Genomic DNA, 26,048 nt, shown 5'->3' with positions numbered 1-26,048 from the left:
CGTCAGAGTCGGCAGCAACGCAAATCAGAATCCGGGGAAAAGCCTGGGGAAAACCCAAGGTGAAGCCGGGTATAACTTGGGGAAAACGCAATGCCTCTGGAAATGAACCGCGAAGTCTTCATCACTTGTGCTGTCACCGGATCGGGCGGGACGCAGGATCGCAGCCCGCATGTGCCGCGCTCGCCCAAGCAGATCGCCGAAAGTGCGATTGCCGCGGCCAAGGCTGGCGCAGCGGTGGTGCATTGCCACGTACGCGACCCGGAAACCGGCGCACCGTCGCGTGACCTGGCCCTTTATCGCGAAGTCACCGACCGCATTCGCGATGCCGAGGTCGATGCGGTTCTGAACCTGACCGCCGGCATGGGCGGCGACATCGTTTTTGGCGGGATTGAGAACCCGTTCCCTGTCAATGAAGCCGCAACGGACATGATCGGTGCGTCCGAGCGTGTGGCGCATGTTGCAGAGTGTCTGCCCGAAATCTGCACGCTGGACTGCGGCACCATGAACTTTGCCGAAGCCGATTACGTCATGACCAACACGCCCGGCGCGTTGCGTGCCATGGGCAAGATGATGACGGACCTGGGTGTGAAGCCGGAAATCGAAGCGTTTGACACCGGCCATCTGTGGTTTGCCAAGCAACTAGTGAAGGAAGGTATTCTGGAACCCAGCGCCCTGGTCCAGCTTTGCATGGGCGTCCCCTGGGGCGCGCCGGATGATCTGAACACGTTCATGGCGATGGTGAACAATGTGCCGGATGACTGGACCTTCAGCGCGTTCTCGCTGGGACGGAACGAGATGCCGTTTGTTGCCGCCTCGGTTTTGGCGGGCGGCAATGTGCGCGTCGGGCTGGAAGACAATCTGTGGCTGGAGAAAGGCGTGCTTGCCGAGAACTGGCAGTTGGTGGAGCGCGCGGGCAACATCATCGAAAACATGGGTGCACGGGTGATCGGACCGCAGGAAGTGCGTGAAAAGTTGGGGCTGGTCAAACGGGCTCCGGTAGCGAAGTGAGAACGGAGCGGTACTTGGGGGCCCAGCCCCCAAACCCCCGGAGTATTTTGAAAAAGATGAAATATGCGCGTTCAACTGGCAGGATGACATGAAAACAGCGGCGATCATTGGTGGTGGTGTAATCGGCGGCGGATGGGCCGCACGGTTTCTGCTGAATGGCTGGGATGTTCGGGTGTTCGACCCGGACCCGGAAGCCGAGCGCAAAATTGGCGAAGTGCTGGACAATGCGCGTCGCTCGTTGCCCGGTCTCAGCGATGTGCCTTTGCCGACCGAGGGGGCGCTGAGCTTTCACGAGGATATGGCCGATGCCGTCAGGGGTGCGGACTGGATTCAAGAAAGCGTGCCCGAGCGGCTAGAGCTGAAATTGAAGGTTTACAAGGGGTTGCAGGAGGCGTGTGATCCGGGCGCGATCATTGGGTCCTCGACCAGCGGCTTCAAGCCTTCGGAGTTGCAGGAAGGCGCACTGCGCCCCGAACAGATCGTCGTGACGCACCCGTTCAATCCGGTGTATCTGCTGCCGTTGATCGAACTGGTGCCGACCGAGAAGAACTCAGCCGAGTTGGTTGCCACGGCCAAGGAAATGCTGACGTCGGTCGGCTTCTTCCCGCTGCATATCAAGAAAGAGATCGACGCGCATATTGCAGACCGGTTTCTCGAGGCCGTCTGGCGTGAGGCGCTGTGGCTGGTCAAGGATGGCATTGCGACCACGGAAGAGATCGATGAGGCGATCCGTATGGGCTTTGGCATCCGCTGGGCGCAAATGGGGCTGTTCGAAACCTATCGCGTGGCCGGGGGCGAGGCCGGGATGCGGCATTTCATGGCGCAGTTTGGACCAGCCCTGCAATGGCCCTGGACCAAGCTGATGGACGTGCCGGAATTTACCGATGAACTGGTCGACATGATCGCCGAACAGTCCGATGCGCAATCCGGGATGCACTCGATCCGCGAACTGGAGCGTATCCGCGACAACAACCTTGTCGGGATGATGCGGGCGCTGAAGCTGCAGAATTACGGGGCAGGTGCGGTGCTGAACCAGCATGACGCAATGCTGCGGCCCGGCGCGCTGCCGACGCTGGAACAGGCAGATCTGAGCCAGCCGATCCTGACTCTGTCGCGGGCGGTGCCGCTGGACTGGACCGATTACAACGGTCACATGAACGAGGCCAAATACCTCGAGGCTTTTGCTTCGGCGACCGACCGGTTCATGGAGATCATTGGCTGTGACGCGGATTACATCGCCTCGGGCGGCAGCTATTTCACCGCTGAGAACCACCTTCGCTATATCGACGAAGTCCATGCGGGCGCAAAGATCGAAGTGCGCACGCAGATGCTGTTGGGTCAGGGCAAGAAGCTGCACGTTTTCCACAGCATGTACGAGGGCGACAAGCTGCTGGCAACGGGTGAGAGCTTTTTGCTGCATGTCAGTCTGGAAACCCGCCGCCCCAGCGCGCCTTCGGCCGAAATCGAGGATGCGATGGCGCGAATTGCCGCCGCGCAGGCTGATCTGCCATACCCCGAAGGTGCGGGTGTGGCCATCCGGAAACCGTCATGACCCGGCGGGTTCTGGTCACGGCCGGCGCTGCGGGCGTCGGTCGTGCCATGGCCGATGCGTTTGACGCGGCAGGCTATGAGGTCTGGGTGACGGATATTGATCAGGCGGCGCTGCAGGCCTTGCCGGATCACTGGACGGCGCATTGGACGGATGTGACCAGCGAGAACGACATGAGCGCCGTCTTTCAGGCGGCCGGTGCAGCAGGCGGTCTGGACGTGCTGTGCGCCAATGCGGGGATCGCAGGGCCGACTGACGCGATCGAGGATATCGATCTGGCAGCTTGGCGGTCCTGTGTCGCGGTCAATCTGGACGGCGCATTTCTGGCAGCCAAACATGCGGTCCCGATGATGAAATCGGCGCGCGCGGGAAGCATTATCCTGACGTCTTCGACGGCCGGACAATATGGGTATCCGTTTCGCGCGCCTTATTCAGCGGCGAAATGGGCCGTGATCGGGTTGATGAAGACGCTGGCGATGGAGCTGGGGCCACATGGTATTCGCGCCAATGCCATCTGCCCGGGCGCTGTCGAAGGCCCCCGAATGGAGGGCGTTTTGCAGCGTGAGGCTGCGGCCAAAGGAATGACGCGCGACCAGGTTTACCAGGGCTATGCCGCGGGCACCTCGATGGGCCGATTCGTCGAGGCGCAGGATATCGCCAATATGGCGGTCTTTCTCGCCTCGGATGCGGCAAGGCTGGTGTCGGGGCAGGTGATTGCCGTGGATGGTCACACAGTGAACCCCGACCCCAAAGTCTAAGCGTCAGGCCTGATTTGGGCCACGCAACTGACGAATAGCGCTGCGCACGGCCTGCCAGTCCTGAGCTTCCTGTGTGTTACCGGAAGCTTCGCATTCGCGCATTTTCTGAGCGGCTTCCGCCTCGGCCCGGTCGCCGTGCGCGGTATAGAGGGCGCGTGCGTATTCTGCCGTTTTCAGTGCGTCCATTCCTGTAGTCCTCCGTCTTGTGATCGGATGTCCCAAACGTTCGCGCGAAGGCACCATAACACAGGAACTGCCAGGCCGCATCACTGCGTCTGAGACGGATCTGAGATCGCTGACCTGAATTGCCGCAGATGATCCGGAAAATCGCGGGCGGTCAGGTCGGCCTCGCGGATCAGGGTATCGAAATGGCGGGTGAAAACCTCGACCCGGTCCCGATCGCGGAAAGCCATGTAATGGCTGCCGGCGTAGAAAACGCACAGAAGGGGGCCGAATATCGTGACTGGTGCAGAATAAAGCCGTTTGGCATCAAACAGATAGATGCGCAATCGTGGATAGAGCAATTCGCAGAGTTCCAGCAGGTGATCGATCTGATCCAGCCGGACCTGCAAAGGCAGATCCTGATAGTAGCCCGTGCCATGGGCAAAGCTGTGGATTTCATAAAGCGGCATCGCGATCTCATAGTCCGATTGCGCACTGCGCATCCACGCGAGTCGGTCGGCAGACGCACCGATCGCCTGATCGGCCGTACGACCCAGATGGGGGGCGTATTCCCATTCCAGAACGGCACGGGTTTTCAGCATGTCGGGCAGGGTGGCCGGGACATAGCGGATCTTGTATCCCGCCGCCTCCTGATGCCACTCAAAGATACGCTCATCAACCAAGGCGCGGGGGGCTTCGGCCATTGTCAGGGAACTGGCCAGCAGCTCTGCCGCGCTTTCAGGGCGGTTGGAGAGGCTGAGCAGCCAGTCCGCCGAAACACCAAGCGCCGAAGCGCAACTGCCAACTACATGCGCGTTAGGCAGTCGGGCGCCCGCGTCGGCCAAAAGCTGTGAAACTGTGGATCGGTCCACACCGATTCCCCGGGCCAGTGCGCTTTGACTGACACCGCGCTCTTCCATGGCGCGGGCCAGACGCAGACGAAACTGCGCAGCGCGATCTCGTTTGTCGACTTTTTTCTGCATATGATAATAAATATCACGTTTGATGAATTTTGTTAATCATATTCAGAATTCTCACGCCCCTCTGTTGCCGATAAATCTTGAAACATAACAAGACTATGGGTGACGGAATGGAGACACGGCGCAGATCAGTCGTGAAGGCTGCGGTTTGGAATGCGATGGGGCTGGCAATGATGACGCTGGTCGGGTTGATCGCAACCGGATCGGCGGCAGTTGGCGGTACGCTGGCAATCATCAACACAGCCATCGGACTGACCCTGTATGTGATTTACGAACGTGTCTGGGCCGGCATCACATGGGGGCGTGATGTCTGAGCGTTCCGGTCCCGAGTGGCGCACTTTCGCATTAATTCTTGCTTGTTACGGGGCGTGGTTGCTGACAGTCTTCTTCGTGGCGTCCTGGAGCCTTTGGTTGGCCATCCCGGCAATGGGGGTCATAGCGGCCCTACATTCTTCCCTGACTCATGAGGCTTTGCATGGCCATCCGTTTCGAACCAAATGGGTGAACGAGGCGCTAATGGCGCTGCCGCTGACATTGTTCATTCCCTACAACCGGTTCCGGGATATGCATCTTGCGCATCATCGTGATGCCGCACTGACCGACCCCTATGATGACCCCGAAACCAACTATCTGGACCCCAAGGTATGGGAGTCTTTGGCTGGTTGGCAAAAGCTGGTTTACAGCGCCAATAACACGCTTTTGGGCCGCATGGTTCTAGGGCCGCTTATTGGCCAGACCGCATTCTTTCGCGATGAGTTGCGCGGGGCGCTGCGTGGCGATCCGGCCATTTTGCTGGCATGGGCATTGCATCTGCCCGGGGTGGCCGTGGTGTTGTGGATTGCTGCTGCGTCGGCCATGCCAGTTTGGGCGTTTGTCATTTCCGCATATATCGGGCTGGCACTGGTAAAGATCCGCACTTTTCTGGAGCATCGCGCGCATGAGAAATCGCGGGCCCGAACCGTTATCGTCGAAGATCGAGGTCCGCTGGCTTTTCTGTTTCTGAACAACAACCTGCATGTCGTTCATCATATGAACCCGGGCACGCCTTGGTATCAGCTGCCTGCGCTTTACCGGAACAACAAGGAACGGTATCTGGCCTGCAACGAGGCGTATGTCTATCGTTCTTACGGACAAATCTTCCGTCAGCATTTCTGGAGCGCCAAGGATCCGGTGGCGCATCCTCTCTGGCCAAAGGGTTGATTTAAGGACAAAAGGGAAGCCATGAGCCTATGGATTCCCGTCACTGTTGCGGCCGCTGCGTTTCAGACCGTGCGGTTCATGCTGCAAAAATCACTGAGCCGCGTGCAGCTGAGTGCGGCAGGCGCCACATTCGCGCGGTTTGCCTATTCGATGCCGCTGGCCGTCATTGGCCTGATCCTTGCCACGCAATCGACCGGTTTTGCGCTGCCACATTTATCCGTGAAATTCTGGATGTTTGCGGTTCTTGGCGGAACCACTCAGATTCTGGCGACGATCTGCGTCGTAGCTCTGTTCAAACAGCGCAATTTTGCGGTGGGGATCACCTTCAAGAAAACCGAAGTGATTCAGACGGCTATCGTCGGTTTCCTGATCCTTGGCGATCAGGTTTCATCAGGGGCATTAATTGCCATCCTGCTGGGTTTGGCGGCGGTGTTCTTGTTGTCCAAAACACCGGGCGGCGACGGAGAGTGGTGGCGCCACCTGACCAACAAGGCGTCACAGCTGGGGTTGGGGTCCGGCGTGCTTTTTGCCTTTTCATCAGTCAGTTATCGCGGTGCATCGATGCAATTGGGCGATCTGGACGCGTGGTTCCGCGCGCTGGTCACGCTGGCCGCCGTGATCATGTTTCAGTTCCTCAGCATGGGGCTGTGGCTGCTATGGCGTGACCGCGCCGAATTGCGGGCCGTTTGGGACACCCGGCGAACCGGTGTTTTTGTCGGGCTGACCAGCTTGTGTGGTTCGTTCTGCTGGTTCTTTGCGTTCACGCTGCAAAATGCGGCCTACGTCAAAGCGTTGGGGCAGGTGGAACTGATCCTCAGCCTGCTGGCTTCGTTGCTGTTTTTCCGCGAAACCATCACCCGGCGTGAGATCGCCGGGATGTCTTTGCTTGGAGTATCAATTCTGGCGTTGGTGCTGGCGATCTAGCCCGCACGGCGTTCATCAAAGCTGAGGGCGATGAAGCTTGGCAGGTGATCGCCCATGCCCACGACTGATGGGCCGTTGTCCTCGTGACGGTTGCGCCCGCGGGGTTTGGGTTCTTTTTCCCGCTTGCCTTCACTTTTTCGGCCTTCGGAAGATCTGGATTTCTTCTCGGGCTTCGGGGTGTCCGGTTTGGGTTCATCCTTGACCGGGTTGTCGATGCGCGGAATATCCTTCTGGATCAGTTTTTCAATCGCATCCAGTGCCTTTTCATCGCGGCCCGAGCAGATCGTGATGGCCTTGCCCTCACGCCCGGCGCGGCCTGTGCGACCGATGCGGTGGACGTAATCCTCGGCATGGCCCGGTACGTCGAAATTGAACACATGGCTGACCGATGGAATATCCAAGCCGCGTGCTGCCACGTCGGAGGCGACCAGCAGGCGCAGAGAGCCGTCGCGGAAACCGTCCAGTGTTTTCATCCGTTGCGACTGGTCCAGATCGCCATGGATAGCGGCGGCATTGTAGCCGTATTTCTTCAGCGATTTCGCGCAGATATCCACGTCGGTCTTCCGGTTGCAGAAGATGATCGCGTTGGTGCACTTGTCGCCTTCGGAGTCGATCAGCGCGCGTAGAACCTTGCGTTTGTTGCTGGCTTCACGGTCGCGGCGACCACCCTTGAACATGACCACGCCCTGCTCGATGGTCTCGGACGCGGTCGCCTGACGGGCAACCTCGATCCGGGCGGGGGCAGACAAGAAGGTGTCCGTGATGCGTTCGATCTCGGACGCCATGGTGGCCGAGAAGAACAGGGTCTGCCGGGTGAACGGCGTCAGCGAGAAGATGCGTTCGATATCGGGGATGAATCCCATGTCCAGCATCCGGTCGGCTTCGTCTACCACCATGATCTGCACCCCGGTCAGCAACAGCTTGCCGCGTTCGAAATGGTCCAGCAGGCGGCCCGGCGTGGCGATCAGAACATCGACCCCCCGATCAATCAGCGCTTCCTGCTCCTTGAAGCTGACACCGCCGATTAGCAGCGCTTTGGTTAGTTTCAGGTGCTTGGAATAGGTGTCGAAGTTTTCCGCCACCTGAGCGGCCAGTTCCCGGGTCGGGCACAGCACCAGCGAGCGCGGCATACGTGCACGCGCGCGGCCACGGGCTAGCAGGGTGATCATCGGCAGGGTAAAGCTGGCGGTTTTGCCAGTACCGGTCTGGGCGATCCCCAACACATCGCGGCCCTCAAGCGCAGGTGGAATCGCGCCTTCCTGGATCGGAGTGGGTGTTTCGTATCCGGCTTCCTCAATAGCCTTGAGGACCTTCGGGTTCAGGTTCAGTTCGTTAAACTTTGTCATATATGTCCGGTTCATGCGGACACTTGACCTGGCCCGCGCGTCTGTAAAATGCCGGGCCCGGATGGCCATGCGCCCCATGCGCATTTCGGCTTGGGCGGGACATAACAAAATCGTAACACCAGGTCAAATGAAGAGCGGTTAATCTGGAGGCGCTAAAGGCGTGTATTCAGTTTTCCGCAACAATTCAATTGGTTCCGGGAAAGTGTTTCGCGACTTTTGCGTCCAGATCAAGGGGGCGGTGCCGGATCATGCCGTGATCTTCCAGCCGGGTGCGTGTCGCGGGGTCTGCGCCGCTCATCTCGTCAAAAAAGCGGCGCAGCCCATCTATGCCATCTTCTGCTTCGATCATGCCCAGAAGCTCATTCATGTTCACGCCGCCACGCTCGCGCGCGACGTTGGGGGACATGCCGGGCTGATAGGACCCGCGTGCGATCCGGAACGGATAGTGGGCCAGCCAGTGTTCCCAATCGGGCGCATGGCGGTGGCAAAGCTCCATGCCATCCAGTTCCACGCAATCCCGCAGAATTTCCCCGTTTTGGAACAGGTTGTGGATGCGAAAGTTGATCTTCGACATGCCGGTTCGAACGAACAGCTTGCCCTGGATGTGGCTGAGGAAACCGCCCAGAACAAAAGCGCCATAGGTGGGATAAAGGGTTTGCACCAGCGTGTCTCGGCCCCGGCCTTTGGGAATAAAGGCCTTGTACAGATCTTTGCCGGTCGCCAGCGCCTCGCTCGGGCGGGTGCGGGCGGCGGGAATGTCATCTGGAATCTGCGCCAGCAGGTCCGGAACCGGGCGTTTCGGCCACAGGAACTCGTCCAGGTCGATATGGGCCAGCCAATTCAGATCTGTCTTGCGGTACGTGTAGGTGGCGTTTGCTGTCTGGCGCACCTGGTGTCTGTCCGGGCGGTCCCGCTTTCGCCTTGCCCAGAATGCGGCGTCACAGACCCACACGTCTATCTTTGGATGGGCCCGGAGGGCTTCGAAAGCCTGCGGATTGGGTTCGTCCAGAAAAAGGTACATCCGGTCGAGCCCCAGTTCGAGGTGATAGGCCGCAAATCCGAGGATATCCGGAGCCGGACCCCGAATTGTGGACACAATGCCCCAGGTTGGTTTTCTTGCCATGCCGTGCCCGGTTTCGCCTTCTTGCCTGCAGGTTAGAGCAGGCAAGGGCTCAGGTCATCATCTCTTTGGTCGCCGTCAGGTTCAGCGCCGGATAGTCGCGGACGACCCGGTCGATGTCCCATTGCAAGCGGGTCAGATAGACAATGTCACCATCGTGGTCATGGGCGATGTGCTGCTTGTTGGCATTCACGAACTTTTCAACTTCGGGCTTGTCGCCGCTGACCCAGCGGGCACTGGTGAACTGCGACGCCTCGAAACGCACGGGCAGGCCGTATTCCATCTCGATCCGGCTTGCGAGCACTTCGAATTGCAGCGCGCCAACGACGCCTACGATGAAACCCGAGCCGATCGAGGGTTTGAACACCTTGGCCGCGCCTTCTTCGGCAAACTGCATCAGAGCCTTTTCAAGGTGCTTAGCCTTCATCGGGTCGCCTGCGCGAACACCTTGTAACAACTCCGGAGCGAACGATGGGATGCCGGTCACGCGCAGCGCTTCGCCTTCTGTAAGCGTGTCGCCGATGCGAAGTTGGCCGTGGTTCGGAATGCCGATGATGTCCCCAGCCCAGGCTTCTTCCGCCAATTCGCGGTCGGAGGCCAGGAACAGGACGGGGTTCGAGATCGCCATCGGTTTTTTCGATCGCACATGCGTCAGCTTCATGCCGCGCTTGAAATGGCCAGAAGCCATGCGCACGAACGCCACACGGTCGCGGTGCTTTGGGTCCATATTGGCCTGCACCTTGAAAACGAAGCCTGCGACCTTCTTTTCGTCGGGTGCGATCTGGCGCGGTTCAGCGGACTGAACCTGCGGATGCGGTCCGTAAGCACCGATGCCCTCCATCAGTTCCTTCACGCCGAACGAGTTGATCGCCGAGCCGAACCAGATCGGGGTCATGTGGCCTTCCAGTACCGCCTGCGGGTCCAGGGCGGGCAGCAGTTCGCGCGCCATTTCGACCTCTTCCAGCAGCTTTTCCAGCAATTGTTCGGGCACATGCTCGGCCAGTTTGGGGTCGTCCAACCCGTTGATCTCAATGCTTTCGGCCACCTTGTTGCGGTCGGCCCGGTCCATCAGTTCCAGCCGGTCGCGCAGCATGTCGTAGCAGCCGATAAAGTCGCGCCCGACACCGATAGGCCACGCGGCGGGCGTGACGTCGATGGCCAGCATTTCCTGAATTTCGTCGATGATCTCGAACGTATCGCGGCTTTCGCGGTCCATCTTGTTACAGAAGGTCAGGATGGGCAGATCGCGCAGGCGGCAAACCTCGAACAGTTTCTGGGTCTGGCTTTCCACGCCCTTTGCGCCATCGATCACCATCACGGCGGCGTCCACGGCTGTCAGGGTGCGATAGGTATCCTCTGAGAAGTCCGAGTGACCGGGCGTGTCCACCAGATTGAACCGAAAGTTCCCATAATCGAACGACATCGCAGAGGCGGAAACCGAGATACCGCGATCCTTCTCCATCTGCATGAAGTCGGACCGCGTCCGCCGCGCCTCACCCTTGGCGCGCACCTGGCCAGCCATCTGAATTGCGCCCCCGTACAACAGGAACTTTTCAGTCAGCGTTGTTTTGCCCGCATCCGGGTGCGAGATGATGGCGAATGTCCGGCGCCGGGCAATCTCGGGCGGCAATACGGGTTGGTTCGAGGCGGTATCAAGCATGAGCGCGCGTATAGGCGTGGAATCCTGCCGAGGCAAGACAAAGGGGCTGGTTCGAATCATACAGTTGTGGCAATAAGAACATATAGTGAACAAATTGCGGAGAAGATCGATGAATTTGAAAGAGATTGCCGACGAACTGGTTGCCGGTTGCCGCGAAAACCGGGCCAAGGAGAATTTGGAGAAGCTCTATGCGCAGGATGCTGTTTCGGTCGAAGCGCATGAAATGGAAGGCATGGGCCGTGAAACCCATGGCCGCGATACGATCCGGGGCAAGCATGAATGGTGGGAAAGCGCGCATGAGGTGTCTGGCGCATCCGTCAGCGATCCGTTCCCGCACGGCGACGACCGTTTTGCCGTGATCTTTGAAGTGCAGGGCACCGTCAAGGAAAGCGGTGAAAGCTTCGACATGAAAGAGGTAGGCATCTATCACGTCGCCAATGGAAAGATCGTGCGCGAAGAGTTCTTTTACTGACGCGCTTTGACTTCTGGTCTTCCCTGTCTGGCCGGTGCTAGACATGCGGTCAACAACAGATGGGGAGGATCGGATGGATCTGGGAATACGTGGAAAACGCGCACTTGTCTGTGCCAGCAGCAAGGGTTTGGGTCTTGGCTGTGCCGAAGCCCTGGCCGCAGCCGGTGTCGATCTGGTGATGAACGCACGCGGGGTGGACGCTTTGGAAGCCGAAGCCGCCCGGTTGAGGACGGAACATGGCGTCGACGTGCAGACGGTGGCCTGCGACGTGACCTCGGCCGAGGGGCAAAGCCAGGTGATAGACGCCGCGCAGGGTGTTGATATTCTTGTGACAAATGCCGGTGGACCACCGCCCGGATTGTGGTCTGACTGGGATCGGGATGATTTTATCAAGGCGCTGGACGGCAACATGCTGACGCCGATTGCGTTCATGAAGGCACTGCTGCCGGGGATGATGGACAAGGGCTGGGGCCGGGTGGTGAATATCACCTCGCAATCCGTGCGCGCGCCGATCCCGGCGCTGGGTTTGTCGAACGCGGCGCGGACCGGACTGACGGGCTATGTAGCCGGGACGTCCCGACAGGTGGCCCCGCGCGGGGTTACCATCAACAATCTGCTGCCGGGTATTCACGCCACGGATCGCGCGGTGTCGCTGGACGGCGGCGTGGCGACGCAGAAGGGGATTTCCATGGATGAGGCGCGCGCGGAACGCGAGGCGACCATTCCTGCCCGGCGATATGGCACGCGGCAGGAATTCGGCGCGGCCTGTGCATTTTTGTGCTCTCAACATGCCGGGTTCATCGTTGGACAGAACATCCTGTTGGATGGCGGCGGCACCAATCTGACGATGTGAGCATGGCGCAGGGTTTTTCACTTAAGGACCAATTGTACAACGCGGAAAAAACCAGCTATCTTGCGGGTTTATTCTCTGCTTCTGATGCTGATTTCGACGCACCTGCCTTTCAGGCGCGTGTCATGCAGCGGTTGCCAGAACTTGAGTTGAAAGAGCGGATGGCCTGGATTGCCGAGTGCCTGCAACAGTCAGCTCCCGGTGAATTGCCTGATGTGGCCCCGGTGATCCTGCGCGCGCTGCCGCCGCCTCTGGATCCGGACAAGTCCGATGATGATTTCGGAGATTTCATCTTTGCGCCCTTGGGCGATTGGGTGGTGTCGGCAGGGCTGAACCACCCCGATCTGGCACTGGATGTACTTGAGGAACTGACGCAGCGGTTCTCGATGGAATGGGCGATCAGACCGTTTTTGAATGCCCACCCGGATCTTGTGATCGAAAGGATGCAGGATTGGTGCGTGCATTCCAGCTATCACGTGCGTCGTCTGGTCAGTGAAGGCACGCGGCCTCGATTACCTTGGGGGCAGGCGGTGGGGTTGGAGTTGAGCGATCCGGTGCCACTGCTTGACAGATTGCACGGCGACAACACGCGATATGTCACGCGGTCTGTGGCGAACCATCTGAACGATATCACCAAAACGGACCCGGATCTGGCTCTGGATCGATTGCAGATCTGGCAGGCGGACAGCCGACAGAACGCTGACGAGCTAAGCTGGATGACCTCTCATGCCCTGCGCGGGCTGGTGAAATCGGGCCATGCAAGGGCGATGAAGATGCTGGGTTATGATCCCGATGCCGAACTGATCGTTGCGGTTGACCTGCATGGGGATGCCCGGATTGGTGAGGCGCTGGAGTTTTCAGTTGATCTGAGAGGTTCAGGCGATCAGCCAGTATTGGTTGATTATATCATTCATTTTCAGAGGCCTGGCGGAAAGGTTTCACCCAAGGTTCACAAGCTGAAGCAGTCCGTTCTGCGCGATGGCACACTGAGACTGGCCAAGAAACACAAGCTGAAAGGCGATGCCACCACCTTTCGGTTGGTGCCGGGCATGCACCGGTTGGAGATTCAGGTGAATGGTAAAATACGCGCCGGTGCGGATTTCGAACTGCTTGGCTGAGACGGCAAGAAGCTCTCACGCTTTTGTCAGAATGGCGGTCGCCTGATTGCGCGCCAGCCGGTCTTGCACTAGCTGCTGAACAGGGGCTGAGGAAAGGATTCCGGTGATGAAGCATGAGGCGGTACAGAACTATTATGGCGAAGTCCTGCAAGGCAGTTCGGATTTGCAGACCAACGCATGCTGCACGCCCGATGACATGCCGGATCATCTGAAGAAGATTCTGTCCCGGGTGCATGACGAGGTGCTGACACGGTACTACGGCTGCGGCCTGATTGCGCCGCTGGACCTGGAAGGAATGTCGATCCTCGATCTGGGGTGCGGTGCGGGCCGTGACGTTTATGCGTTGTCCGCCATGGTCGGCGAAAAGGGCCGCGTCGTTGGCGTGGACATGACACCGGAACAGCTGGACGTCGCGCGGGCGCATCAGAACTATCACGCGAATGCGTTCGGATATGCCGCCAGCAATGTGGAATTCCATCACGGCTACATCGAAAAGCTGGACGAACTGGATCTTGAGCCCGGATCGTTCGACATCATCGTGTCCAACTGCGTTATTAATCTGGCCACCGACAAGGATGCTGTCCTGCGTGGCGTGCATCGGCTGCTGAAAGAGGGCGGCGAGATGTATTTCTCGGACGTGTACGCTGACCGCCGTGTTCCTGCCGCCATGGCTGAGGATGAGGTTCTGTACGGCGAGTGCCTGTCCGGGGCATTGTACTGGAACGACTTCCTGTCAATGGCGCGCAAGGCCGGGTTTGGTGATCCGCGCCGGGTGACGCATCGTCCGCTGACCATTGAAAATCCGTTTCTGGAAGAGCGCGTCGCGCCGCTGAAATTTCTTTCGGCCACCTACCGGTTGTTCAAGCTGCCTGATCTGGAACCTGCCTGCGAGGATTACGGTCAGGCCGTAATCTACAAGGGCACCATTCCCAACGCGCCGCATCTGTTTGAGCTGGACGACCACCATGCCATAGAAACCGGCAAGGTTTTCCCGGTTTGCGGCAACACCTGGATGATGCTGCACGATACGCGCTTTGCACGGCATTTCCAGTTCATTGGTGATTTCTCGAACCACTATGGCATCTTCGAAGGTTGCGGGGGCGAAAGTCCGTTCGAAGCCACAGGAGAAGCCGCCTCTGGTGGATGCTGCTGATCCCTTGCGCCTGAGGGGCGGGATTGTTATCCCCGCCCAAGCCCGATGAATTTGATCGGGAAAGGCAACGGGGTTCATCGGTGACAGTAGAGAAAGCTCCTCCTCCTCGTCTGGAGATTCGCAATCTGGTCGCGCGCTATGACGGTCAGGTCGTGGTGGATAACGTCTCGCTGACGGTGCAGGCAGGGCAGGTGACATGTCTGCTGGGACCGTCCGGCTGTGGTAAGTCCACCACGCTGCGCATGATTGCCGGGGTCGAGATGCAAGACTCGGGCGAGATCTACGTCGATGGCAAGCTGATCTGCGACACGGTTTTCCGTGTCCCGCCGGAACGGCGCGAGATCGGGTTGATGTTTCAGGACTTTGCCCTGTTTCCACATCTGAGCGTGGCGGACAACGTTGCGTTCGGTCTGAAAGGCCGGAAAGAGGAAAAACGCGCCCGGGTTGAGGAACTGCTGACCAAAGTCGATCTGATGCGGTTCATCGATGGGTTTCCGCATCACCTGTCAGGTGGTGAGCAGCAACGCGTGGCGCTGGCCCGCGCGCTGGCACCGCGCCCGCGCATCATGTTGATGGACGAGCCTTTTTCGGGCCTCGACAATCGTTTGCGCGATGGCATCCGGGATGAGACGCTGGCCATCCTCAAGGAAGAAGACGCGGCGGTGGTGCTTGTAACGCACGAGCCCGAAGAGGCGATGCGTATGGCCGATGAGATTGCCCTGATGCGCCGCGGCAAGATCATTCAGCAGGGCGCGCCGTATAACGTGTATACGCGTCCGGCAGACAAGGCGGCTGTTGCTTTTTTCAGCGATGTCAACGTGTTGCGTTCGCAGGTGAACGGAGCTTTGGCGGAAACGCCTTTCGGGCAGTTTCTGGCGCCGGGTGTCCCGGATGGCACCGATGTCGAGATAGTGTTTCGACCACAGCATGTGCGACTGGACTTCGACCGGGGCGGCAAGGGGCCGCTGCCGACGCACACGGATGGGGTTGCTGCGCGGGGGGTGGTGCAGCGCGCGCGCTTTCTGGGCAATGAAAGCCTTGTCGAGTTTGAGATGGATCATGATGGCTCGACCCTGAAAGCCACTGTTCCGAATGTTTTTGTACCCAGCCCGGGTCGGGTCATGTGGCTGACGGTTCGCCGCAACCGGTGTTTCGTATTCCCGGTCTGATGGGCTATGGCTCAGTTTAGTGCCAAGTGGTGCGTGAAAGCCGCAGATTGCGGACGTGCATTGCTTGCCGCAGCGTGGGGCTGGGTCTATCAAGGGCGAAACGCGGGGGTAATTCGGGCACATGCGTATTCTTCTGACCAACGATGACGGCATCAATGCGCCGGGATTGATCACGCTTGAGGCGATTGCCGCCGAACTGGCAGGGCCAGACGGAGAGGTCTGGGTCGTTGCACCGGCCTTCGAACAGTCCGGCGTTGGTCATTGCATCAGCTATACCCATCCCATGATGATCGCCAAAATGGGCGAGCGTCGCTTTGCCGCCGAAGGCTCGCCCGCTGACTGCGTTCTTGCGGGCCTGCATGATGTGATGAAGAACCAGCGGCCCGATCTGGTTTTGTCCGGCGTCAACCGGGGCAACAATTCGGCCGAGAACACGCTTTATTCCGGGACCATCGGTGGCGCGATGGAGGCGGCATTACAGGGCGTGCCTGCGATTGCCCTGTCGCAATATTTTGGCCCCCGGAATCTGGGCCTCGAGGATCCGTTCGAGGCCGCTGGCCGGTTCGGCGCGGATCTTGTCCGGCGCATTCTGGATGCCACACCGCAAGAGCAGGGCGATTACCGGTTGTTCTACAACGTGAATTTCCCACCAGTGCCTGCGAATGAAGTGTTGGGCACCCGTGTCGCAGCGCAGGGGTATCGCCGGGACACATGCTTTTCGGTAGAACCGCACAGCTCGCCCTCGGGGCGGCAGTTCTTGTGGATCAAGGGCGGGTATCAGCATAACCCGACTGCTCCGGGGACCGACGCGGCGGTCAATCTGGAAGGCTACATCTCGGTCACGCCGATGCGGGCAGACCTGACGGCGCATGATACGCTGGAGGCGCTGAAGGCGATCGAATGAGCGGACTGAACCCTGAAACAACCATGCAGTTCCTGTTCGCCCTGCGTAAACGCGGGGTGACGGATGCGCGCGTTCTGGCGGCGATGGAACAGATCGACCGGGGCCGCTTCGTCAAGGGCCTGTTCGCGGAACGCGCCTATGAGGATACACCCCTGCCGATTGCATGTGGTCAGACGATCAGCCAGCCGTCGGTCGTGGGGCTTATGACGCAGGCGCTCGAGGTTCGACCAAGGGACACGGTTCTGGAGATCGGAACCGGCTCGGGCTATCAGGCGGCGATCCTGGCAAAGCTGGCGCGCCGGGTCTACACGGTTGAACGCCACAAGCGCCTGGTGCGCGAAACCGGTGAGTTGTTTCGTGAACTGGGCCTGACAAATGTGACGGCCATGCTGTCGGATGGATCGTATGGTTTGCCCGAACAGGCCCCGTTCGATCGGATCATTGTGACCGCCGCTGCGGAAGACCCGCCCGGGCCGCTCTTGGCGCAGCTTAAAATCGGCGGTATTATGGTGTTGCCGGTGGGCCAGTCGGATGCGGTTCAGACTCTGATCCGGGTCAGGCGAACCGAAACCGGGCTGGACTATGATGAATTGTTGCCTGTCCGTTTTGTGCCCTTGCTGGAAGGGCTTGGGAAGGATGGGGCGTAGTTGATATTTCCGAACTATGCGCCGGAACCCCGGAAAACAGGGGCAGGCGTTGAGGACAGCATGATGAGAGCAGTTTCCAAATCAGCAATGCGCCGTTGCGCCCTTGGAGCGACGGCATTGGTAATTCTTGCCGGGTGCGAGGTGCCATTGGACTATGACCTGCGGGGCAATGTAGGCGGATTTTCGACCGCCGATGCGGCGCTGGCGGCCACGGGCAATCGTCCGGCTCCTGACGCGCGTGGGGTCATCACCTATCCCAACTATCAGGTCGCGGTGGCCCGCGGCGGCGATACCGTCAATGACGTGGCCGCACGTGTTGGGCTGCCTCCGGCGGAACTAGCCCGGTTCAACGGTTTGAATGTCACTGACCCTCTGCGCGATGGCGAAGTTCTGGCGCTGCCGCGTTCGGTCGGCGGCGGCAGCAACGTCGATATTGCAGCCCTGGCCGGGTCCGCCATTGATGAGGCTCCCGAGAGCGGGGGTGTTCAGACCACGACATTGGAGCCGGCAAAGCCTGTATCACCCACACCTGCACCGGTGGGGCCCGAACCGGTTCGGCACAAGGTCAAGCGTGGGGAAACGGCCTATACCATTTCGCGTTTGTATCAGGTGCCGGTGGAGTCCCTGGCGGAGTGGAACGGTCTTGGGTCCGATTTCACCGTACGCGAGGGACAGTACCTGCTGATCCCGGTCAAGGATCAGCCAGCGCCGCGCAGGTCTGCGGCAGCGGCCACTACTGCAACGAATGTCACGCAGCCGGGGCAGGGATCTCCGACGCCGACACCCCCCAGTGCCACGCAGCCCTTGCCGGACGAAGAGGTTGCGCCATTGGCCGAAGCGCCTGATGTGACGGCGGAAGCGCCGACAAACACCAGCACCGCCGCCTTGTCCTTGCCGGTCAGCGGGACGATCATCCGCACGTTCGACAAGAACAAAAACAAGGGGATCGACATCGCCTCGAGTGCGGGGGCGCCGGTCAAGGCAGCTGATGCCGGGACTGTGGCTGCTGTGACGGAGGACGCAAATCAGGTTCCGATCGTACTGGTGAAGCACAGCAATGATCTGGTCACGATTTATGCCAATGTTGCCGACGTTGCCGTCAAGAAAGGCGACAGGGTCCGGAGAGGGCAGCAAATCGCGGCCCTGCGGGGCGGTGACGAGGCCTATGTGCATTTCGAGGTGCGGCAGGGGTTCGAAGCCGTCGATCCCGAACCTTATCTCAAGTGACGGAAATGGCCCGTTCCGGGCCATGCCTCCGGCGGGAGTATTTTGAAAAAGATGAAGCCTGTTAGCTGTGCGGGTCGTAGTCGCTGAGCCTTTTGCCGGGTTCGTCGGGGAAGATCTCGGGCATTGGTGTGACTGCCTCGATCAGATCGATACGGAAGACGCGGAAACCGTCTCGCAGCTCGCACCAGGCAGTGAGGGTCCATACTCGGCCCCAGTATTCCATGTGCAGCGGACGGATCACGCGATCGGTCAGGACGCCGTCGATGCGGCGGTAGGACAGGCGCAGTTTCTGGCGTGATTTGATCGCGGCGCGGATCGGGGCCATATGCGCCAGTCCGCGCGCCGCGTCGGCAAAGGGGTAGACGGCGAACTTCCAGCTGTCGGCTTCGGCCACGACCTGAGTGGGCAGCACGGCGTCGATTTTGTCGGCCAGTGATTCAGCAGCGGATTTAAGGTCGGGATCGGCCGCCTCGGCCACAATCGCCATGCCGAGGTTCAGCGCCTCGAGTTCAGCGGGGGTCAGGTTCAACGGTGGCAGGGTGATCTGCTCGCGCACCATATAGCCGACGCCGCGTTCTCCCTCGACCGGAACGCCCGAGGCGACCAGCGTGTCCATGTCGCGATAGATGGTGCGGACCGACACCTCGAGCCGGTCCGCGATGTCCTGCGCGCGGTGCAGTTTGCCGTCGCGCAGGATCTGGATGATGTCGAACAGGCGGTCAGAGCGGCGCATGACGCACCGTCCTGACCTGCCTCAGGCGGTCATGTTCCATAACACATTCTCGTGGCGCATCTGGATGCTTTCGGGGTTGATGGCAGCCATCAGGCCCGCGCAAAAATCCTGCTGCGGGAACTGCGCTGCGGCATCCTTGGCCGCCTTCATGTCTGTCCAGATTACGTAATCCGTCCAGCGGCCATCCTCACCCTGGCTCAGTTGGCGATGGGCAAATCCGGGGGCCGCGCGGACAAATGCCTCGGACGCCTGGCTGAGTTTCACGAACTCTTCCGGGGTGGTTCCGTTGGCAAGGGTAAAGGTGACGATTTCAGCAACATGGGTCATTTGATTCTCCGTTGACCAGGTTTCAATGCCCTCTGCCTAGCCCTTTACAACTGACATAAACCTGTCAGTTGAGAATTGCGAGTCCGCAAAAAACGCGCCACCGGTTCACATTTATGCGCGGAATTGACCTGCCTCACTTTTGCAGAGCGCTTTGCAGGCGTAGACACGGACCCAGTTCACATTTCCGGCGCGTGGCGCCGACGTAAGAGGAGAAAAGACATGCTCAACAATATCGGTCTTCCCGGCCTTCTGCTGATTGCCGTCGTGGTGCTGGTGCTGTTTGGCCGCGGCAAAATCAGCTCGCTGATGGGCGAAGTGGGCAAAGGCATCACCGCGTTCAAGAAAGGCGTCAAGGACGGAACGGAAGAGATTGAACAGGACGCGTCCGAGCTGGCCAAGGATGTCACGCCCGAGACCGAGAAAGACAAGGTCTAAGCGCGGATGTTTGATCTGGGCTGGACCGAGCTTCTTGTCATCGGCATCGTTGCGCTGATCGTGGTGGGGCCCAAAGACCTGCCGGTTCTGTTTCGCAATGTCGGTCGATTCGTCGGCAAGGCGCGCGGTATGGCGCGTGAGTTTTCCAGCGCCATGAACGAAGCGGCGGACCAGGCAGGTGTGAACGAGATCAAGAAGGGTCTGAATGCCGCTGCCAATCCTGTCAACACCGCCATGGACGGGGTAAAGCAGGCCGCGCAGGATATGGCCAAAAGCATGGATCCGACCAAGTTCGACCCGGACAGCGAAACCGGCAAACTGGCTGCTGAAAGGGCGGAACAGGCCAAGAAGATACAGGCCGCAACAGCTCGCGCCGCCGCCGACCGCAAGGCGAAAGAAGCCGCAGACGCGTTGGCCAAGGCAGAAGAGGCGGAAGCGGCGCTGAACACTGAAAGAAAGACATGACCAAGACCGACGAGATCGAAGATACCTCGGCCCCATTGATCGAGCATCTGGCGGAGCTGCGCACCCGGTTGATCCATTGCGTGGTGGCGTTTCTGATCGGTATGATCATCTGCTTTACGGTGGCCACGCCGATCTTCAACTTTCTGACGCAGCCACTGTGCGAGGTATTGACCGAGCGTGGACAGGATTGCGGGCTGATCTTCATATCGCCGCAGGAAGGGTTCTTTGTCGCCATCAAGGTCTCGTTGCTGGGCGGTTTCATGCTGGCTTTTCCCTATATCGGGATGCAGATGTGGCGGTTCGTGGCGCCCGGCCTCTATCGGTCGGAAAAGAACGCCTTTCTGCCATTCATGCTGGCGTCGCCCTTCATGTTTCTGCTGGGGGCAAGCTTTGCCTTCTACGTGGTCACACCTTTGGCCTATGACTTTTTCCTGGGCTTCCAGCAGTTCGGGGCGGAAGGCGAAGCGGTGGCCGACGGAACAAACGCAGCGCCGCTGAGTGTGGTGTTCCAGGGCTCAGCGCAGGAATACCTGAACCTGACGATCAAGTTCATCGTGGCCTTTGGCCTGTGCTTCCAGTTGCCGGTTTTGTTGACCCTGATGGGCAAGGCCGGGCTGGTCAGCGCCGAGGGGCTGGGCGCGGTGCGCAAATACGCGGTTGTTGGCATTCTGGTGCTGGCCGCCATCGTGACACCGCCGGACGTGATCACCCAGATTATCCTGTTCGTCGTGGTCTACGGGCTGTACGAGATTTCGATATTCCTGGTGGCTCGGGTCGAGAAAAAGCGCGAAGAGCAATTGCGCGCCGATGGCTACTATGACGACGAAGAAGAAGCAGACGAAGAGATCGTACAGGAAGAAGACGCCAGGTAAGCAAACCTGCTGAAAGTATTGGATCAGGCGCGCCGGTTTCTGGCGCGCCTTTTTCGTGCCCGGCCCTTGTTGCGTCCGGGCGAACATGGTTTGACACAGGCAGAGATGACCGGAGGAGCCGATGGACGACCAAGCCCTGAACCGTATCGCCGACGCGCTGGAGCGTATGGTACCTGCACCGTTGGCCGCGCCCGACTTCGCCGTGGCATCGGCATTTGTCTGGCATGTTGAGCCGGATCGCCTGACGCCGGTCGAGCAGGTCAACAGGGTCGATCTGGATCTGCTGGTGGGGATCAACCGCTCTCGCGACACGCTTCTGGACAACACGCGCCGTTTCGCTGCAGGATTCAAGGCCAACAACGCTTTGCTGTGGGGGGCACGGGGAATGGGGAAATCCAGCCTCGTCAAAGCTGTGCACGGCACTTTGCAGGATGAGCATCCGGATCTCAAACTGGTGGAATTGCAACGCGAGGACATGGGCTCGGTCGCGCGTCTTCTGAACCATCTGCGGGCCGCGCCTTACCGGTTCATTCTGTTCTGCGACGACCTGTCGTTCAGCCACGATGACCAACACTACAAGTCACTGAAGGCGGTGCTGGATGGTGGTATCGAGGGCCGCCCCGAGAACGTGGTGTTCTATGCCACCTCGAACCGTCGCCATTTGATGCCACGTGACATGATCGAGAACGAACGCTCAAGCGCCATCAACCCTTCCGAAGCGGTCGAGGAAAAGGTTTCCCTGTCGGACCGGTTCGGCCTGTGGTTGGGTTTCCATCCCTGTGATCAGGATGAGTATCTGGCGATGATCGACCAATACTGCGCCGCCTACGGCGTTTCGGTCGATGCTCAGATCCTTCGGGCCGAAGCCATTGAATGGCAGGCCACGCGTGGCGCAAGGTCCGGTCGCGTGGCCTGGCAGTTCTTCGTCGATCTGGCCGGGCGCAACGGCGTTCATATCGCCTGACCCGCTCGCTTCATCTGGCCAAAAATATCCCCGCCGGAGGCATGGCCCGTCAGGGCCATTCCTATAGCAGCGCCAGAATACGCGCGGCCTCGTCCGCTGTGCTGGTCAAGGCTTCGCGGTCTTCACCGGGGTGGAAGCGGGCGCGCACGGCGGTTGGCATTGGCGCAGGATCCACAATGGAAACTCGCGGTCCTGTCCGTTCGGTTTCGGCCGCCCAACTGCGGGCCAGCGCCATTTGCGCGGCCTTGGTTGCGCCGTAGATGCCGTAGAACTTCTCGCCCGCCTTGGGGTCGTCAAAGAACACGGCGTGGCCGGTTTCGCCCAGCAGCGGCGCGATATACGGGATCAGCACCGAGGTTGCGTTGGCGTTGGTATTCACCGCCTTGGTCCATTCCTTGGGGTCGATGAAATGCGCAGGTGTCAGGGCCGAGGTGTGGATTGCGGTGTGCAGCCAAAGATCGACCTTGCCCCAGCGGTCGTGAATGCCCCGGCACAGGGTTGCCATGGCGTTAGGATCGGCAATGTCCATCGGCGCCAGAGTGGCGCTGCCGCCCTTGGCCTTGATGCGGTCGTCCAGTTCCTCAAGCCCGCCCGTGGTGCGGGCAACGGCAACAATGTGGTGTTCGGGTGCCAACGCTTCGGCCAGAGCGGCACCCAGCCCGCGCGAGGCCCCGGTGATGAGGGCGATTTTGGTCTGATCAGTCATGGTTGCGGTTTGGACCCGTGCGCGCAGGGCGTCAAGTCGCGATCACGAGCCGGGAATGGCAATCCGGTGCGTTTGGCCGCTTTGTCGCAGCATGACGCCGTCTTCATCAATCGCAACAATAGTGCCCGAAGCCACTCGGCTGCCGGTCTTGACTTCTTTTACGCGGCCCGAAGACATCCGCATCAATGCGCGCATATTCGTAGAGGGGCCAAAGACCCCAAGGAGGGAAACAGACCCCTTTTTCAGCGCACCCTTCTGGGTGGCTGCGGCCTTCACTTTGGAGTTCGACATAAGCTCTGGCCGGGCAGGGCCCGGCCCCTGTTATCGGGTGGTGGTTGGCTTGCGCCTACCAAATGCGTTCGACGAACAAAAGCCCGGTCGTACGTGGCGACACGGGCAAGTGATCACGCTGGCAGGAACTGGTTGGATTCACGCAGCGTTCGCCGCCGGGTTGTGAGCGGAAACCCACTCATACATAGCTTTCGGGCGGTGGGTTGGTTCGAATCGTGCGGCCGGATCGTGTCAGTTGACGCAGTTCAACCAGACGCGAGCTTGGCTGCGTTCCACGACCCGCCGACAACCATCATGTCCTGTTTCTTCTGGCTGACCCGGCTGCTGTTTTCGAGGCTTTCAAGATATTCCTCGCTGACACTTCCGGTTGGGTAATTGCCGTCAAAACACGAACAGTCGAATTGCTTGATCTCGGGGTTGCCTTCTTTTGCGGCCCAGATCAGGTCATCCAGTTCCTGATAGAACAGGGCGTCCGCGCCCAGTTCCTGGCGGATTTCCTCGATTGTTTTGCCGTTGGCGATCAGTTCATGCTTGGTGGGCATGTCAATGCCGTAGACATTCGGGTATTTGACCGGGGGCGAGGCGCTGGCGACGTACACCTTTTTGGCGCCGGCCTCGCGGCACATCTGGACGATCTTCTTGATCGTGTTGCCGCGCACGATCGAATCGTCGATCAGCAGAACGTTCTGGTCCTCGAACTCAAGCGGAATGGCATTCAGCTTGCGGCGCACGGATTTCTGTCGTTCCTGCTGGCCAGGCATGATGAATGTGCGCCCGACATAGCGGTTTTTGACCAGACCTTCGCGATAGGGGATGCCGGTGATCTTGGCGGCCTCGAGCGCGACGGGGCGTGCGCTGTCCGGCACGGGGATGATGCGATCAATCTCAAGCCCCGCCGCCTCGATCTGGCGGGCCAGCGTTTGGCCCATGCGCATCTGTGTTTTGTAGACCGAGACGCCGTCCAATAGCGAATCCGGCCGCGCAAGGTAGACGTATTCGAAGATACAGGGGGTCAGTTGGCCCTCAACCGCCTGGAACGCGTGCATGTTTCCTTCCAGATCGATCAGGATCGCCTCACCGGGTTTCACGTCACGCAGCTTGTCAAAGCCGTTGATGCCGAATGCCACGTCTTCGGACGCAAAGGCATAGTCGTCGCCATTTCCGTCCACATCGCGTTTGGCAACGGACAAGGGGCGGATTCCATAGGGATCGCGGAACGCCAGCATCCCGACGCCGGCTACCAGACAGATCACCGAATAGGCACCCTGAACCCGCTCCATCGTCATCTTTACGCCGGCAAAGATATTGCGAATGGGCTCGGCATTGCCGTTGACCTTGATGGCATCGGCCACCTTGTCGGCCAGAACATTCAGCAGGATTTCCGAGTCGGATGTGGTGCGCAGGTGGCGGCTGTATTTGCCGGTGACCTTCTCGCGCTGTTCTGCGGTGTTGGTGATGTTGCCGTTATGAACAAGATAGATGCCGTAAGGCGCGTTCACGAAGAACGGTTGCGCCTCGGCCGCGCTGAGCGAACCTGCCGTGGGATAGCGGACATGACCAATACCGGTTTTCCCCAGAAGGGTTTCGGCGTCTTGCGCGTTGAAGACGTCCTTGACCAGCCCGTTCGCCTTCTTTTCACGAAAGTACTCACCGTTATATGTGACGATGCCCGAGGCGTCCTGACCCCGGTGCTGCAGCATTAGCAGCCCGTCATAGATTTCCGCAAAGACATCATGTGTCCTGCTGGCGATCCCCAAAATCCCACACATGTACGGGCTCCAATTCCTATGACGTTCTTGTGCTGAGTGTTCTCAATGGCCGGAACCGGAGTATTTGCCGGATGGTATTCGTACCCGTTGTCGCCAGTTTATAGAACGGCAAAGTCGCGCCATCGCAAAAAGGGCAAGCGCGAAAGAAAACAGATACAGCAAGACCGGCAGCTCCGATTCCATGTCGGTTCGGTTCCACATAATACCTAACGGCGCGTGTGTCATCTAACGATCACAATCGCGATTTGCCGCAGGCCAATATTTGTCTGAATTCACGCGGAAGATGACATTTTTTCCGACTTATGCTGTCATGCGAACAATGCCGACCGTTAAGGCGGTTTGTTATCGGACTGGATGTTACCTATGTGGCAGCATAAGCCAAAGGCCAAGGAAGCGGCCCCAGCAAAGCGCCGATGTCACCGATGCCGGGGCATGGGACGCGCGCCATGCCAGATCTGCAACGGTGCCGGAGAAGTGGTCAAAAGCCGCGATATCCTTGGTAAACCGATCTCAAGCAGATGCGACGGATGTTTTGGGCTAAAAACGATCCGATGCACGGTCTGCGGCGGCGAGGGGTTTGTCTGAGACCCGCAAACAAAAAGGCCCGGGCATTGCCGGGCCTGTCTGCAAACTCAACTGATAAGGCGTATCAACCTTCCGAGTTGCCCGCGGTGCAGCTGGCGACCAGTTCTTCATACTGGGTCGTAACCCAACCCAAAGCCGCTTCGGGGTTTTGCTCTTCGATTTTGCCGCTGAACTGTTCGAAGACTTTGGCCGAACGGCTTTCGTCAACGATGGTATAGCTTTGGCCGGTCATCACCGTGTCGTAGACAAAGAAGGCGATGGCCACCAACAGAATGCCGCGCGCGATGCCGAAGAAAAAACCGAGCGCCTGATCCAGGCCGCCAAGCGCCGAGCGCTGGACCAGCGATGAAAACAGCGGCGTGAAGATGCTGACCACGATCAGTGCGATGGCAAAGACACCCGCAAAGCCGGTGATCACCGACAATTCGCAGCTGTCGCGCAGGAAGTCTCCGACGACCGGGATTTCCTTGACCAGCGGAACGGCCTGTGGTGCGAAGATAAAGGCCAGAACTGCGGCGGCGACCCAACCTGCGATGGCCATAACCTCGCGCATGAAGCCGCGCGAATAGGCCAGAATGCCCGACAGCACGACGATCAGGGCGACTACCCCGTCAATTATTGTAAAACCTTCCATGGCCCTCGCCTGTTCGTTTC

At 59.5% G+C, this 26,048-nt stretch carries 29 protein-coding genes; 18 read left to right on the top strand and 11 right to left on the bottom strand.

Going from position 1 to position 26,048, the window contains the following annotated elements; all coding sequences use genetic code 11:
* Positions 1–90: 90 nt before the first annotated feature.
* From bcoG to ACR0CG_RS00825, 3 genes are all read left to right on the top strand, one after another.
* On the top strand, positions 91–1,008 hold the full coding sequence (gene bcoG / locus ACR0CG_RS00835; RefSeq protein WP_480522422.1) for a 3-dehydrocarnitine:acetyl-CoA trimethylamine transferase BcoG: 918 nt from the start codon (positions 91–93) through the stop codon (positions 1,006–1,008).
* 88 nt (positions 1,009–1,096) lie between these two features.
* Entirely contained in the window at positions 1,097–2,560 is a 1,464-nt protein-coding gene (locus ACR0CG_RS00830) for a carnitine 3-dehydrogenase (RefSeq protein ID WP_480522421.1), read from the top strand.
* Entirely contained in the window at positions 2,557–3,315 is a 759-nt protein-coding gene (locus ACR0CG_RS00825; RefSeq protein WP_170610629.1) for an SDR family oxidoreductase, read from the top strand. Before ACR0CG_RS00830 ends, ACR0CG_RS00825 begins: the two co-directional genes overlap by 4 nt.
* Positions 3,316–3,318: 3 nt before the next feature.
* Here ACR0CG_RS00825 and ACR0CG_RS00820 read toward each other — a convergent pair whose 3' ends face one another.
* Both ACR0CG_RS00820 and ACR0CG_RS00815 read right to left on the bottom strand, forming a co-directional pair.
* Positions 3,319–3,501 carry a hypothetical protein gene (locus ACR0CG_RS00820; RefSeq protein WP_170610632.1) on the bottom strand — a complete coding sequence of 61 codons (183 nt, stop codon included), beginning with the start codon at positions 3,499–3,501 and terminating at the stop codon, positions 3,319–3,321.
* Positions 3,502–3,581: 80 nt separating this feature from the next.
* Positions 3,582–4,460 carry a helix-turn-helix domain-containing protein gene (locus tag ACR0CG_RS00815; RefSeq protein WP_480522420.1) on the bottom strand — a complete coding sequence of 293 codons (879 nt, stop codon included), beginning with the start codon at positions 4,458–4,460 and terminating at the stop codon, positions 3,582–3,584.
* A gap of 107 nt (positions 4,461–4,567) precedes the next feature.
* On the opposite strand from ACR0CG_RS00815, the gene ACR0CG_RS00810 reads away from it, so the two are divergent.
* Genes ACR0CG_RS00810 through ACR0CG_RS00800 form a run of 3 tightly spaced genes read left to right on the top strand, consistent with a single transcriptional unit; the run spans position 4,568 to position 6,581 of the window.
* Complete coding sequence (locus tag ACR0CG_RS00810; RefSeq protein ID WP_480522629.1) at positions 4,568–4,771, top strand: DUF2061 domain-containing protein; 204 nt, start codon at positions 4,568–4,570, stop codon at positions 4,769–4,771.
* Positions 4,764–5,657: a fatty acid desaturase gene (locus tag ACR0CG_RS00805; protein WP_480522419.1), complete on the top strand. Its 894-nt coding sequence runs from the start codon at positions 4,764–4,766 to the stop codon at positions 5,655–5,657. The genes ACR0CG_RS00810 and ACR0CG_RS00805 overlap by 8 nt, the downstream gene beginning before the upstream one ends.
* Positions 5,658–5,678: 21 nt before the next feature.
* Positions 5,679–6,581, top strand: a complete 903-nt coding sequence (locus ACR0CG_RS00800; protein WP_480522418.1) for an EamA family transporter — start codon at positions 5,679–5,681, stop codon at positions 6,579–6,581.
* Here the strand turns inward: ACR0CG_RS00800 and ACR0CG_RS00795 are convergent.
* From ACR0CG_RS00795 to ACR0CG_RS00785, 3 genes are all read right to left on the bottom strand, one after another.
* Complete coding sequence (locus ACR0CG_RS00795) at positions 6,578–7,927, bottom strand: DEAD/DEAH box helicase (RefSeq protein ID WP_170619159.1); 1,350 nt, start codon at positions 7,925–7,927, stop codon at positions 6,578–6,580. The genes ACR0CG_RS00800 and ACR0CG_RS00795 overlap by 4 nt on opposite strands.
* A 184-nt stretch (positions 7,928–8,111) precedes the next feature.
* Entirely contained in the window at positions 8,112–9,050 is a 939-nt protein-coding gene (locus ACR0CG_RS00790; RefSeq protein ID WP_480522417.1) for a glycosyltransferase family 2 protein, read from the bottom strand.
* Between the two features lie 49 nt (positions 9,051–9,099).
* Complete coding sequence (locus tag ACR0CG_RS00785) at positions 9,100–10,707, bottom strand: peptide chain release factor 3 (RefSeq protein ID WP_480522416.1); 1,608 nt, start codon at positions 10,705–10,707, stop codon at positions 9,100–9,102.
* Positions 10,708–10,816: 109 nt separating this feature from the next.
* Here ACR0CG_RS00785 and ACR0CG_RS00780 point away from each other — a divergent pair, with 109 nt between their 5' ends.
* The 8 genes from ACR0CG_RS00780 (at position 10,817) to ACR0CG_RS00745 (ending at position 18,247) form a co-directional block, all read left to right on the top strand.
* A complete protein-coding gene (locus ACR0CG_RS00780) occupies positions 10,817–11,179 on the top strand; it encodes a SnoaL-like domain-containing protein (protein ID WP_480522415.1) in 363 nt (120 codons plus the stop codon).
* A gap of 73 nt (positions 11,180–11,252) precedes the next feature.
* Positions 11,253–12,032 (top strand): SDR family oxidoreductase, encoded by a 780-nt coding sequence (locus tag ACR0CG_RS00775; RefSeq protein WP_480522414.1) that lies wholly within the window; start codon positions 11,253–11,255, stop codon positions 12,030–12,032.
* Positions 12,033–12,034: 2 nt separating this feature from the next.
* Positions 12,035–13,147, top strand: a complete 1,113-nt coding sequence (locus ACR0CG_RS00770; RefSeq protein ID WP_480522413.1) for a hypothetical protein — start codon at positions 12,035–12,037, stop codon at positions 13,145–13,147.
* A 106-nt stretch (positions 13,148–13,253) separates the two neighbouring features.
* Complete coding sequence (locus ACR0CG_RS00765) at positions 13,254–14,300, top strand: methyltransferase domain-containing protein (RefSeq protein WP_480522412.1); 1,047 nt, start codon at positions 13,254–13,256, stop codon at positions 14,298–14,300.
* A gap of 80 nt (positions 14,301–14,380) precedes the next feature.
* A complete protein-coding gene (locus ACR0CG_RS00760) occupies positions 14,381–15,469 on the top strand; it encodes an ABC transporter ATP-binding protein (protein ID WP_480522411.1) in 1,089 nt (362 codons plus the stop codon).
* A gap of 121 nt (positions 15,470–15,590) precedes the next feature.
* Positions 15,591–16,373 carry a 5'/3'-nucleotidase SurE gene (surE, locus tag ACR0CG_RS00755; protein WP_480522410.1) on the top strand — a complete coding sequence of 261 codons (783 nt, stop codon included), beginning with the start codon at positions 15,591–15,593 and terminating at the stop codon, positions 16,371–16,373.
* A complete protein-coding gene (locus tag ACR0CG_RS00750) occupies positions 16,370–17,020 on the top strand; it encodes a protein-L-isoaspartate(D-aspartate) O-methyltransferase (RefSeq protein WP_170610670.1) in 651 nt (216 codons plus the stop codon). Before surE ends, ACR0CG_RS00750 begins: the two co-directional genes overlap by 4 nt.
* Positions 17,021–17,083: 63 nt before the next feature.
* The gene (locus tag ACR0CG_RS00745) at positions 17,084–18,247 is read left to right on the top strand and encodes a peptidoglycan DD-metalloendopeptidase family protein (protein WP_480522627.1); all 1,164 of its coding nucleotides are present in this window, start codon (positions 17,084–17,086) and stop codon (positions 18,245–18,247) included.
* 61 nt (positions 18,248–18,308) lie between these two features.
* Here the strand turns inward: ACR0CG_RS00745 and ACR0CG_RS00740 are convergent, their stop codons facing one another.
* Together ACR0CG_RS00740 and ACR0CG_RS00735 are read right to left on the bottom strand one after the other, a co-directional pair.
* Positions 18,309–18,980 (bottom strand): helix-turn-helix transcriptional regulator, encoded by a 672-nt coding sequence (locus ACR0CG_RS00740; RefSeq protein ID WP_480490080.1) that lies wholly within the window; start codon positions 18,978–18,980, stop codon positions 18,309–18,311.
* Between the two features lie 21 nt (positions 18,981–19,001).
* The gene (locus ACR0CG_RS00735) at positions 19,002–19,307 is read right to left on the bottom strand and encodes a hypothetical protein (RefSeq protein WP_170610676.1); all 306 of its coding nucleotides are present in this window, start codon (positions 19,305–19,307) and stop codon (positions 19,002–19,004) included.
* A 219-nt stretch (positions 19,308–19,526) separates the two neighbouring features.
* On the opposite strand from ACR0CG_RS00735, the gene ACR0CG_RS00730 reads away from it, so the two are divergent.
* The 4 genes from ACR0CG_RS00730 (at position 19,527) to ACR0CG_RS00715 (ending at position 22,043) form a co-directional block, all read left to right on the top strand.
* The gene (locus tag ACR0CG_RS00730) at positions 19,527–19,742 is read left to right on the top strand and encodes a twin-arginine translocase TatA/TatE family subunit (protein WP_170610679.1); all 216 of its coding nucleotides are present in this window, start codon (positions 19,527–19,529) and stop codon (positions 19,740–19,742) included.
* Between the two features lie 6 nt (positions 19,743–19,748).
* Positions 19,749–20,207, top strand: a complete 459-nt coding sequence (tatB, locus tag ACR0CG_RS00725; RefSeq protein WP_480522409.1) for a Sec-independent protein translocase protein TatB — start codon at positions 19,749–19,751, stop codon at positions 20,205–20,207.
* A complete protein-coding gene (gene tatC / locus ACR0CG_RS00720) occupies positions 20,204–21,079 on the top strand; it encodes a twin-arginine translocase subunit TatC (RefSeq protein WP_170677401.1) in 876 nt (291 codons plus the stop codon). The genes tatB and tatC overlap by 4 nt, the downstream gene beginning before the upstream one ends.
* A 121-nt stretch (positions 21,080–21,200) precedes the next feature.
* Entirely contained in the window at positions 21,201–22,043 is an 843-nt protein-coding gene (locus tag ACR0CG_RS00715; RefSeq protein WP_480522408.1) for an ATP-binding protein, read from the top strand.
* A gap of 61 nt (positions 22,044–22,104) precedes the next feature.
* On the opposite strand, the gene ACR0CG_RS00710 is transcribed toward ACR0CG_RS00715, so the two are convergent.
* The 4 genes from ACR0CG_RS00710 to ACR0CG_RS00695 all read right to left on the bottom strand — a co-directional run bounded on the left by ACR0CG_RS00710 (position 22,105) and on the right by ACR0CG_RS00695 (position 26,028).
* A complete protein-coding gene (locus tag ACR0CG_RS00710) occupies positions 22,105–22,749 on the bottom strand; it encodes an SDR family NAD(P)-dependent oxidoreductase (RefSeq protein WP_480522407.1) in 645 nt (214 codons plus the stop codon).
* Positions 22,750–22,791: 42 nt separating this feature from the next.
* A complete protein-coding gene (locus tag ACR0CG_RS00705) occupies positions 22,792–23,040 on the bottom strand; it encodes a hypothetical protein (RefSeq protein ID WP_170610692.1) in 249 nt (82 codons plus the stop codon).
* A 245-nt stretch (positions 23,041–23,285) separates the two neighbouring features.
* Positions 23,286–24,809, bottom strand: a complete 1,524-nt coding sequence (gene purF / locus ACR0CG_RS00700; RefSeq protein WP_480522406.1) for an amidophosphoribosyltransferase — start codon at positions 24,807–24,809, stop codon at positions 23,286–23,288.
* A 649-nt stretch (positions 24,810–25,458) separates the two neighbouring features.
* Complete coding sequence (locus ACR0CG_RS00695; RefSeq protein ID WP_170610697.1) at positions 25,459–26,028, bottom strand: CvpA family protein; 570 nt, start codon at positions 26,026–26,028, stop codon at positions 25,459–25,461.
* Positions 26,029–26,048: the final 20 nt, after the last annotated feature.

Source organism: Ruegeria sp. AB8 (genome assembly GCF_056542605.1).
Note: the sequence above shows the minus strand (reverse complement) of the source record. Positions and strands in the feature narration are given on the sequence as shown.

What these genes read in the sequence shown, in the direction of transcription:
- bcoG (WP_480522422.1), top strand. Translation starts at nt 91, where the DNA reads ATGCCTCTGGAAATGAACCGCGAAGTCTTCATCACTTGTGCTGTCACC.
- ACR0CG_RS00830 (WP_480522421.1), top strand. Translation starts at nt 1,097, where the DNA reads ATGAAAACAGCGGCGATCATTGGTGGTGGTGTAATCGGCGGCGGATGG.
- ACR0CG_RS00825 (WP_170610629.1), top strand. Translation starts at nt 2,557, where the DNA reads ATGACCCGGCGGGTTCTGGTCACGGCCGGCGCTGCGGGCGTCGGTCGT.
- ACR0CG_RS00820 (WP_170610632.1), bottom strand. Translation starts at nt 3,501, where the DNA reads ATGGACGCACTGAAAACGGCAGAATACGCACGCGCCCTCTATACCGCG.
- ACR0CG_RS00815 (WP_480522420.1), bottom strand. Translation starts at nt 4,460, where the DNA reads ATGCAGAAAAAAGTCGACAAACGAGATCGCGCTGCGCAGTTTCGTCTG.
- ACR0CG_RS00810 (WP_480522629.1), top strand. Translation starts at nt 4,568, where the DNA reads ATGGAGACACGGCGCAGATCAGTCGTGAAGGCTGCGGTTTGGAATGCG.
- ACR0CG_RS00805 (WP_480522419.1), top strand. Translation starts at nt 4,764, where the DNA reads ATGTCTGAGCGTTCCGGTCCCGAGTGGCGCACTTTCGCATTAATTCTT.
- ACR0CG_RS00800 (WP_480522418.1), top strand. Translation starts at nt 5,679, where the DNA reads ATGAGCCTATGGATTCCCGTCACTGTTGCGGCCGCTGCGTTTCAGACC.
- ACR0CG_RS00795 (WP_170619159.1), bottom strand. Translation starts at nt 7,927, where the DNA reads ATGACAAAGTTTAACGAACTGAACCTGAACCCGAAGGTCCTCAAGGCT.
- ACR0CG_RS00790 (WP_480522417.1), bottom strand. Translation starts at nt 9,050, where the DNA reads ATGGCAAGAAAACCAACCTGGGGCATTGTGTCCACAATTCGGGGTCCG.
- ACR0CG_RS00785 (WP_480522416.1), bottom strand. Translation starts at nt 10,707, where the DNA reads ATGCTTGATACCGCCTCGAACCAACCCGTATTGCCGCCCGAGATTGCC.
- ACR0CG_RS00780 (WP_480522415.1), top strand. Translation starts at nt 10,817, where the DNA reads ATGAATTTGAAAGAGATTGCCGACGAACTGGTTGCCGGTTGCCGCGAA.
- ACR0CG_RS00775 (WP_480522414.1), top strand. Translation starts at nt 11,253, where the DNA reads ATGGATCTGGGAATACGTGGAAAACGCGCACTTGTCTGTGCCAGCAGC.
- ACR0CG_RS00770 (WP_480522413.1), top strand. Translation starts at nt 12,035, where the DNA reads ATGGCGCAGGGTTTTTCACTTAAGGACCAATTGTACAACGCGGAAAAA.
- ACR0CG_RS00765 (WP_480522412.1), top strand. Translation starts at nt 13,254, where the DNA reads ATGAAGCATGAGGCGGTACAGAACTATTATGGCGAAGTCCTGCAAGGC.
- surE (WP_480522410.1), top strand. Translation starts at nt 15,591, where the DNA reads ATGCGTATTCTTCTGACCAACGATGACGGCATCAATGCGCCGGGATTG.
- ACR0CG_RS00750 (WP_170610670.1), top strand. Translation starts at nt 16,370, where the DNA reads ATGAGCGGACTGAACCCTGAAACAACCATGCAGTTCCTGTTCGCCCTG.
- ACR0CG_RS00745 (WP_480522627.1), top strand. Translation starts at nt 17,084, where the DNA reads ATGAGAGCAGTTTCCAAATCAGCAATGCGCCGTTGCGCCCTTGGAGCG.
- ACR0CG_RS00740 (WP_480490080.1), bottom strand. Translation starts at nt 18,980, where the DNA reads ATGCGCCGCTCTGACCGCCTGTTCGACATCATCCAGATCCTGCGCGAC.
- ACR0CG_RS00735 (WP_170610676.1), bottom strand. Translation starts at nt 19,307, where the DNA reads ATGACCCATGTTGCTGAAATCGTCACCTTTACCCTTGCCAACGGAACC.
- ACR0CG_RS00730 (WP_170610679.1), top strand. Translation starts at nt 19,527, where the DNA reads ATGCTCAACAATATCGGTCTTCCCGGCCTTCTGCTGATTGCCGTCGTG.
- tatB (WP_480522409.1), top strand. Translation starts at nt 19,749, where the DNA reads ATGTTTGATCTGGGCTGGACCGAGCTTCTTGTCATCGGCATCGTTGCG.
- tatC (WP_170677401.1), top strand. Translation starts at nt 20,204, where the DNA reads ATGACCAAGACCGACGAGATCGAAGATACCTCGGCCCCATTGATCGAG.
- ACR0CG_RS00715 (WP_480522408.1), top strand. Translation starts at nt 21,201, where the DNA reads ATGGACGACCAAGCCCTGAACCGTATCGCCGACGCGCTGGAGCGTATG.
- ACR0CG_RS00710 (WP_480522407.1), bottom strand. Translation starts at nt 22,749, where the DNA reads ATGACTGATCAGACCAAAATCGCCCTCATCACCGGGGCCTCGCGCGGG.
- ACR0CG_RS00705 (WP_170610692.1), bottom strand. Translation starts at nt 23,040, where the DNA reads ATGTCGAACTCCAAAGTGAAGGCCGCAGCCACCCAGAAGGGTGCGCTG.
- purF (WP_480522406.1), bottom strand. Translation starts at nt 24,809, where the DNA reads ATGTGTGGGATTTTGGGGATCGCCAGCAGGACACATGATGTCTTTGCG.
- ACR0CG_RS00695 (WP_170610697.1), bottom strand. Translation starts at nt 26,028, where the DNA reads ATGGAAGGTTTTACAATAATTGACGGGGTAGTCGCCCTGATCGTCGTG.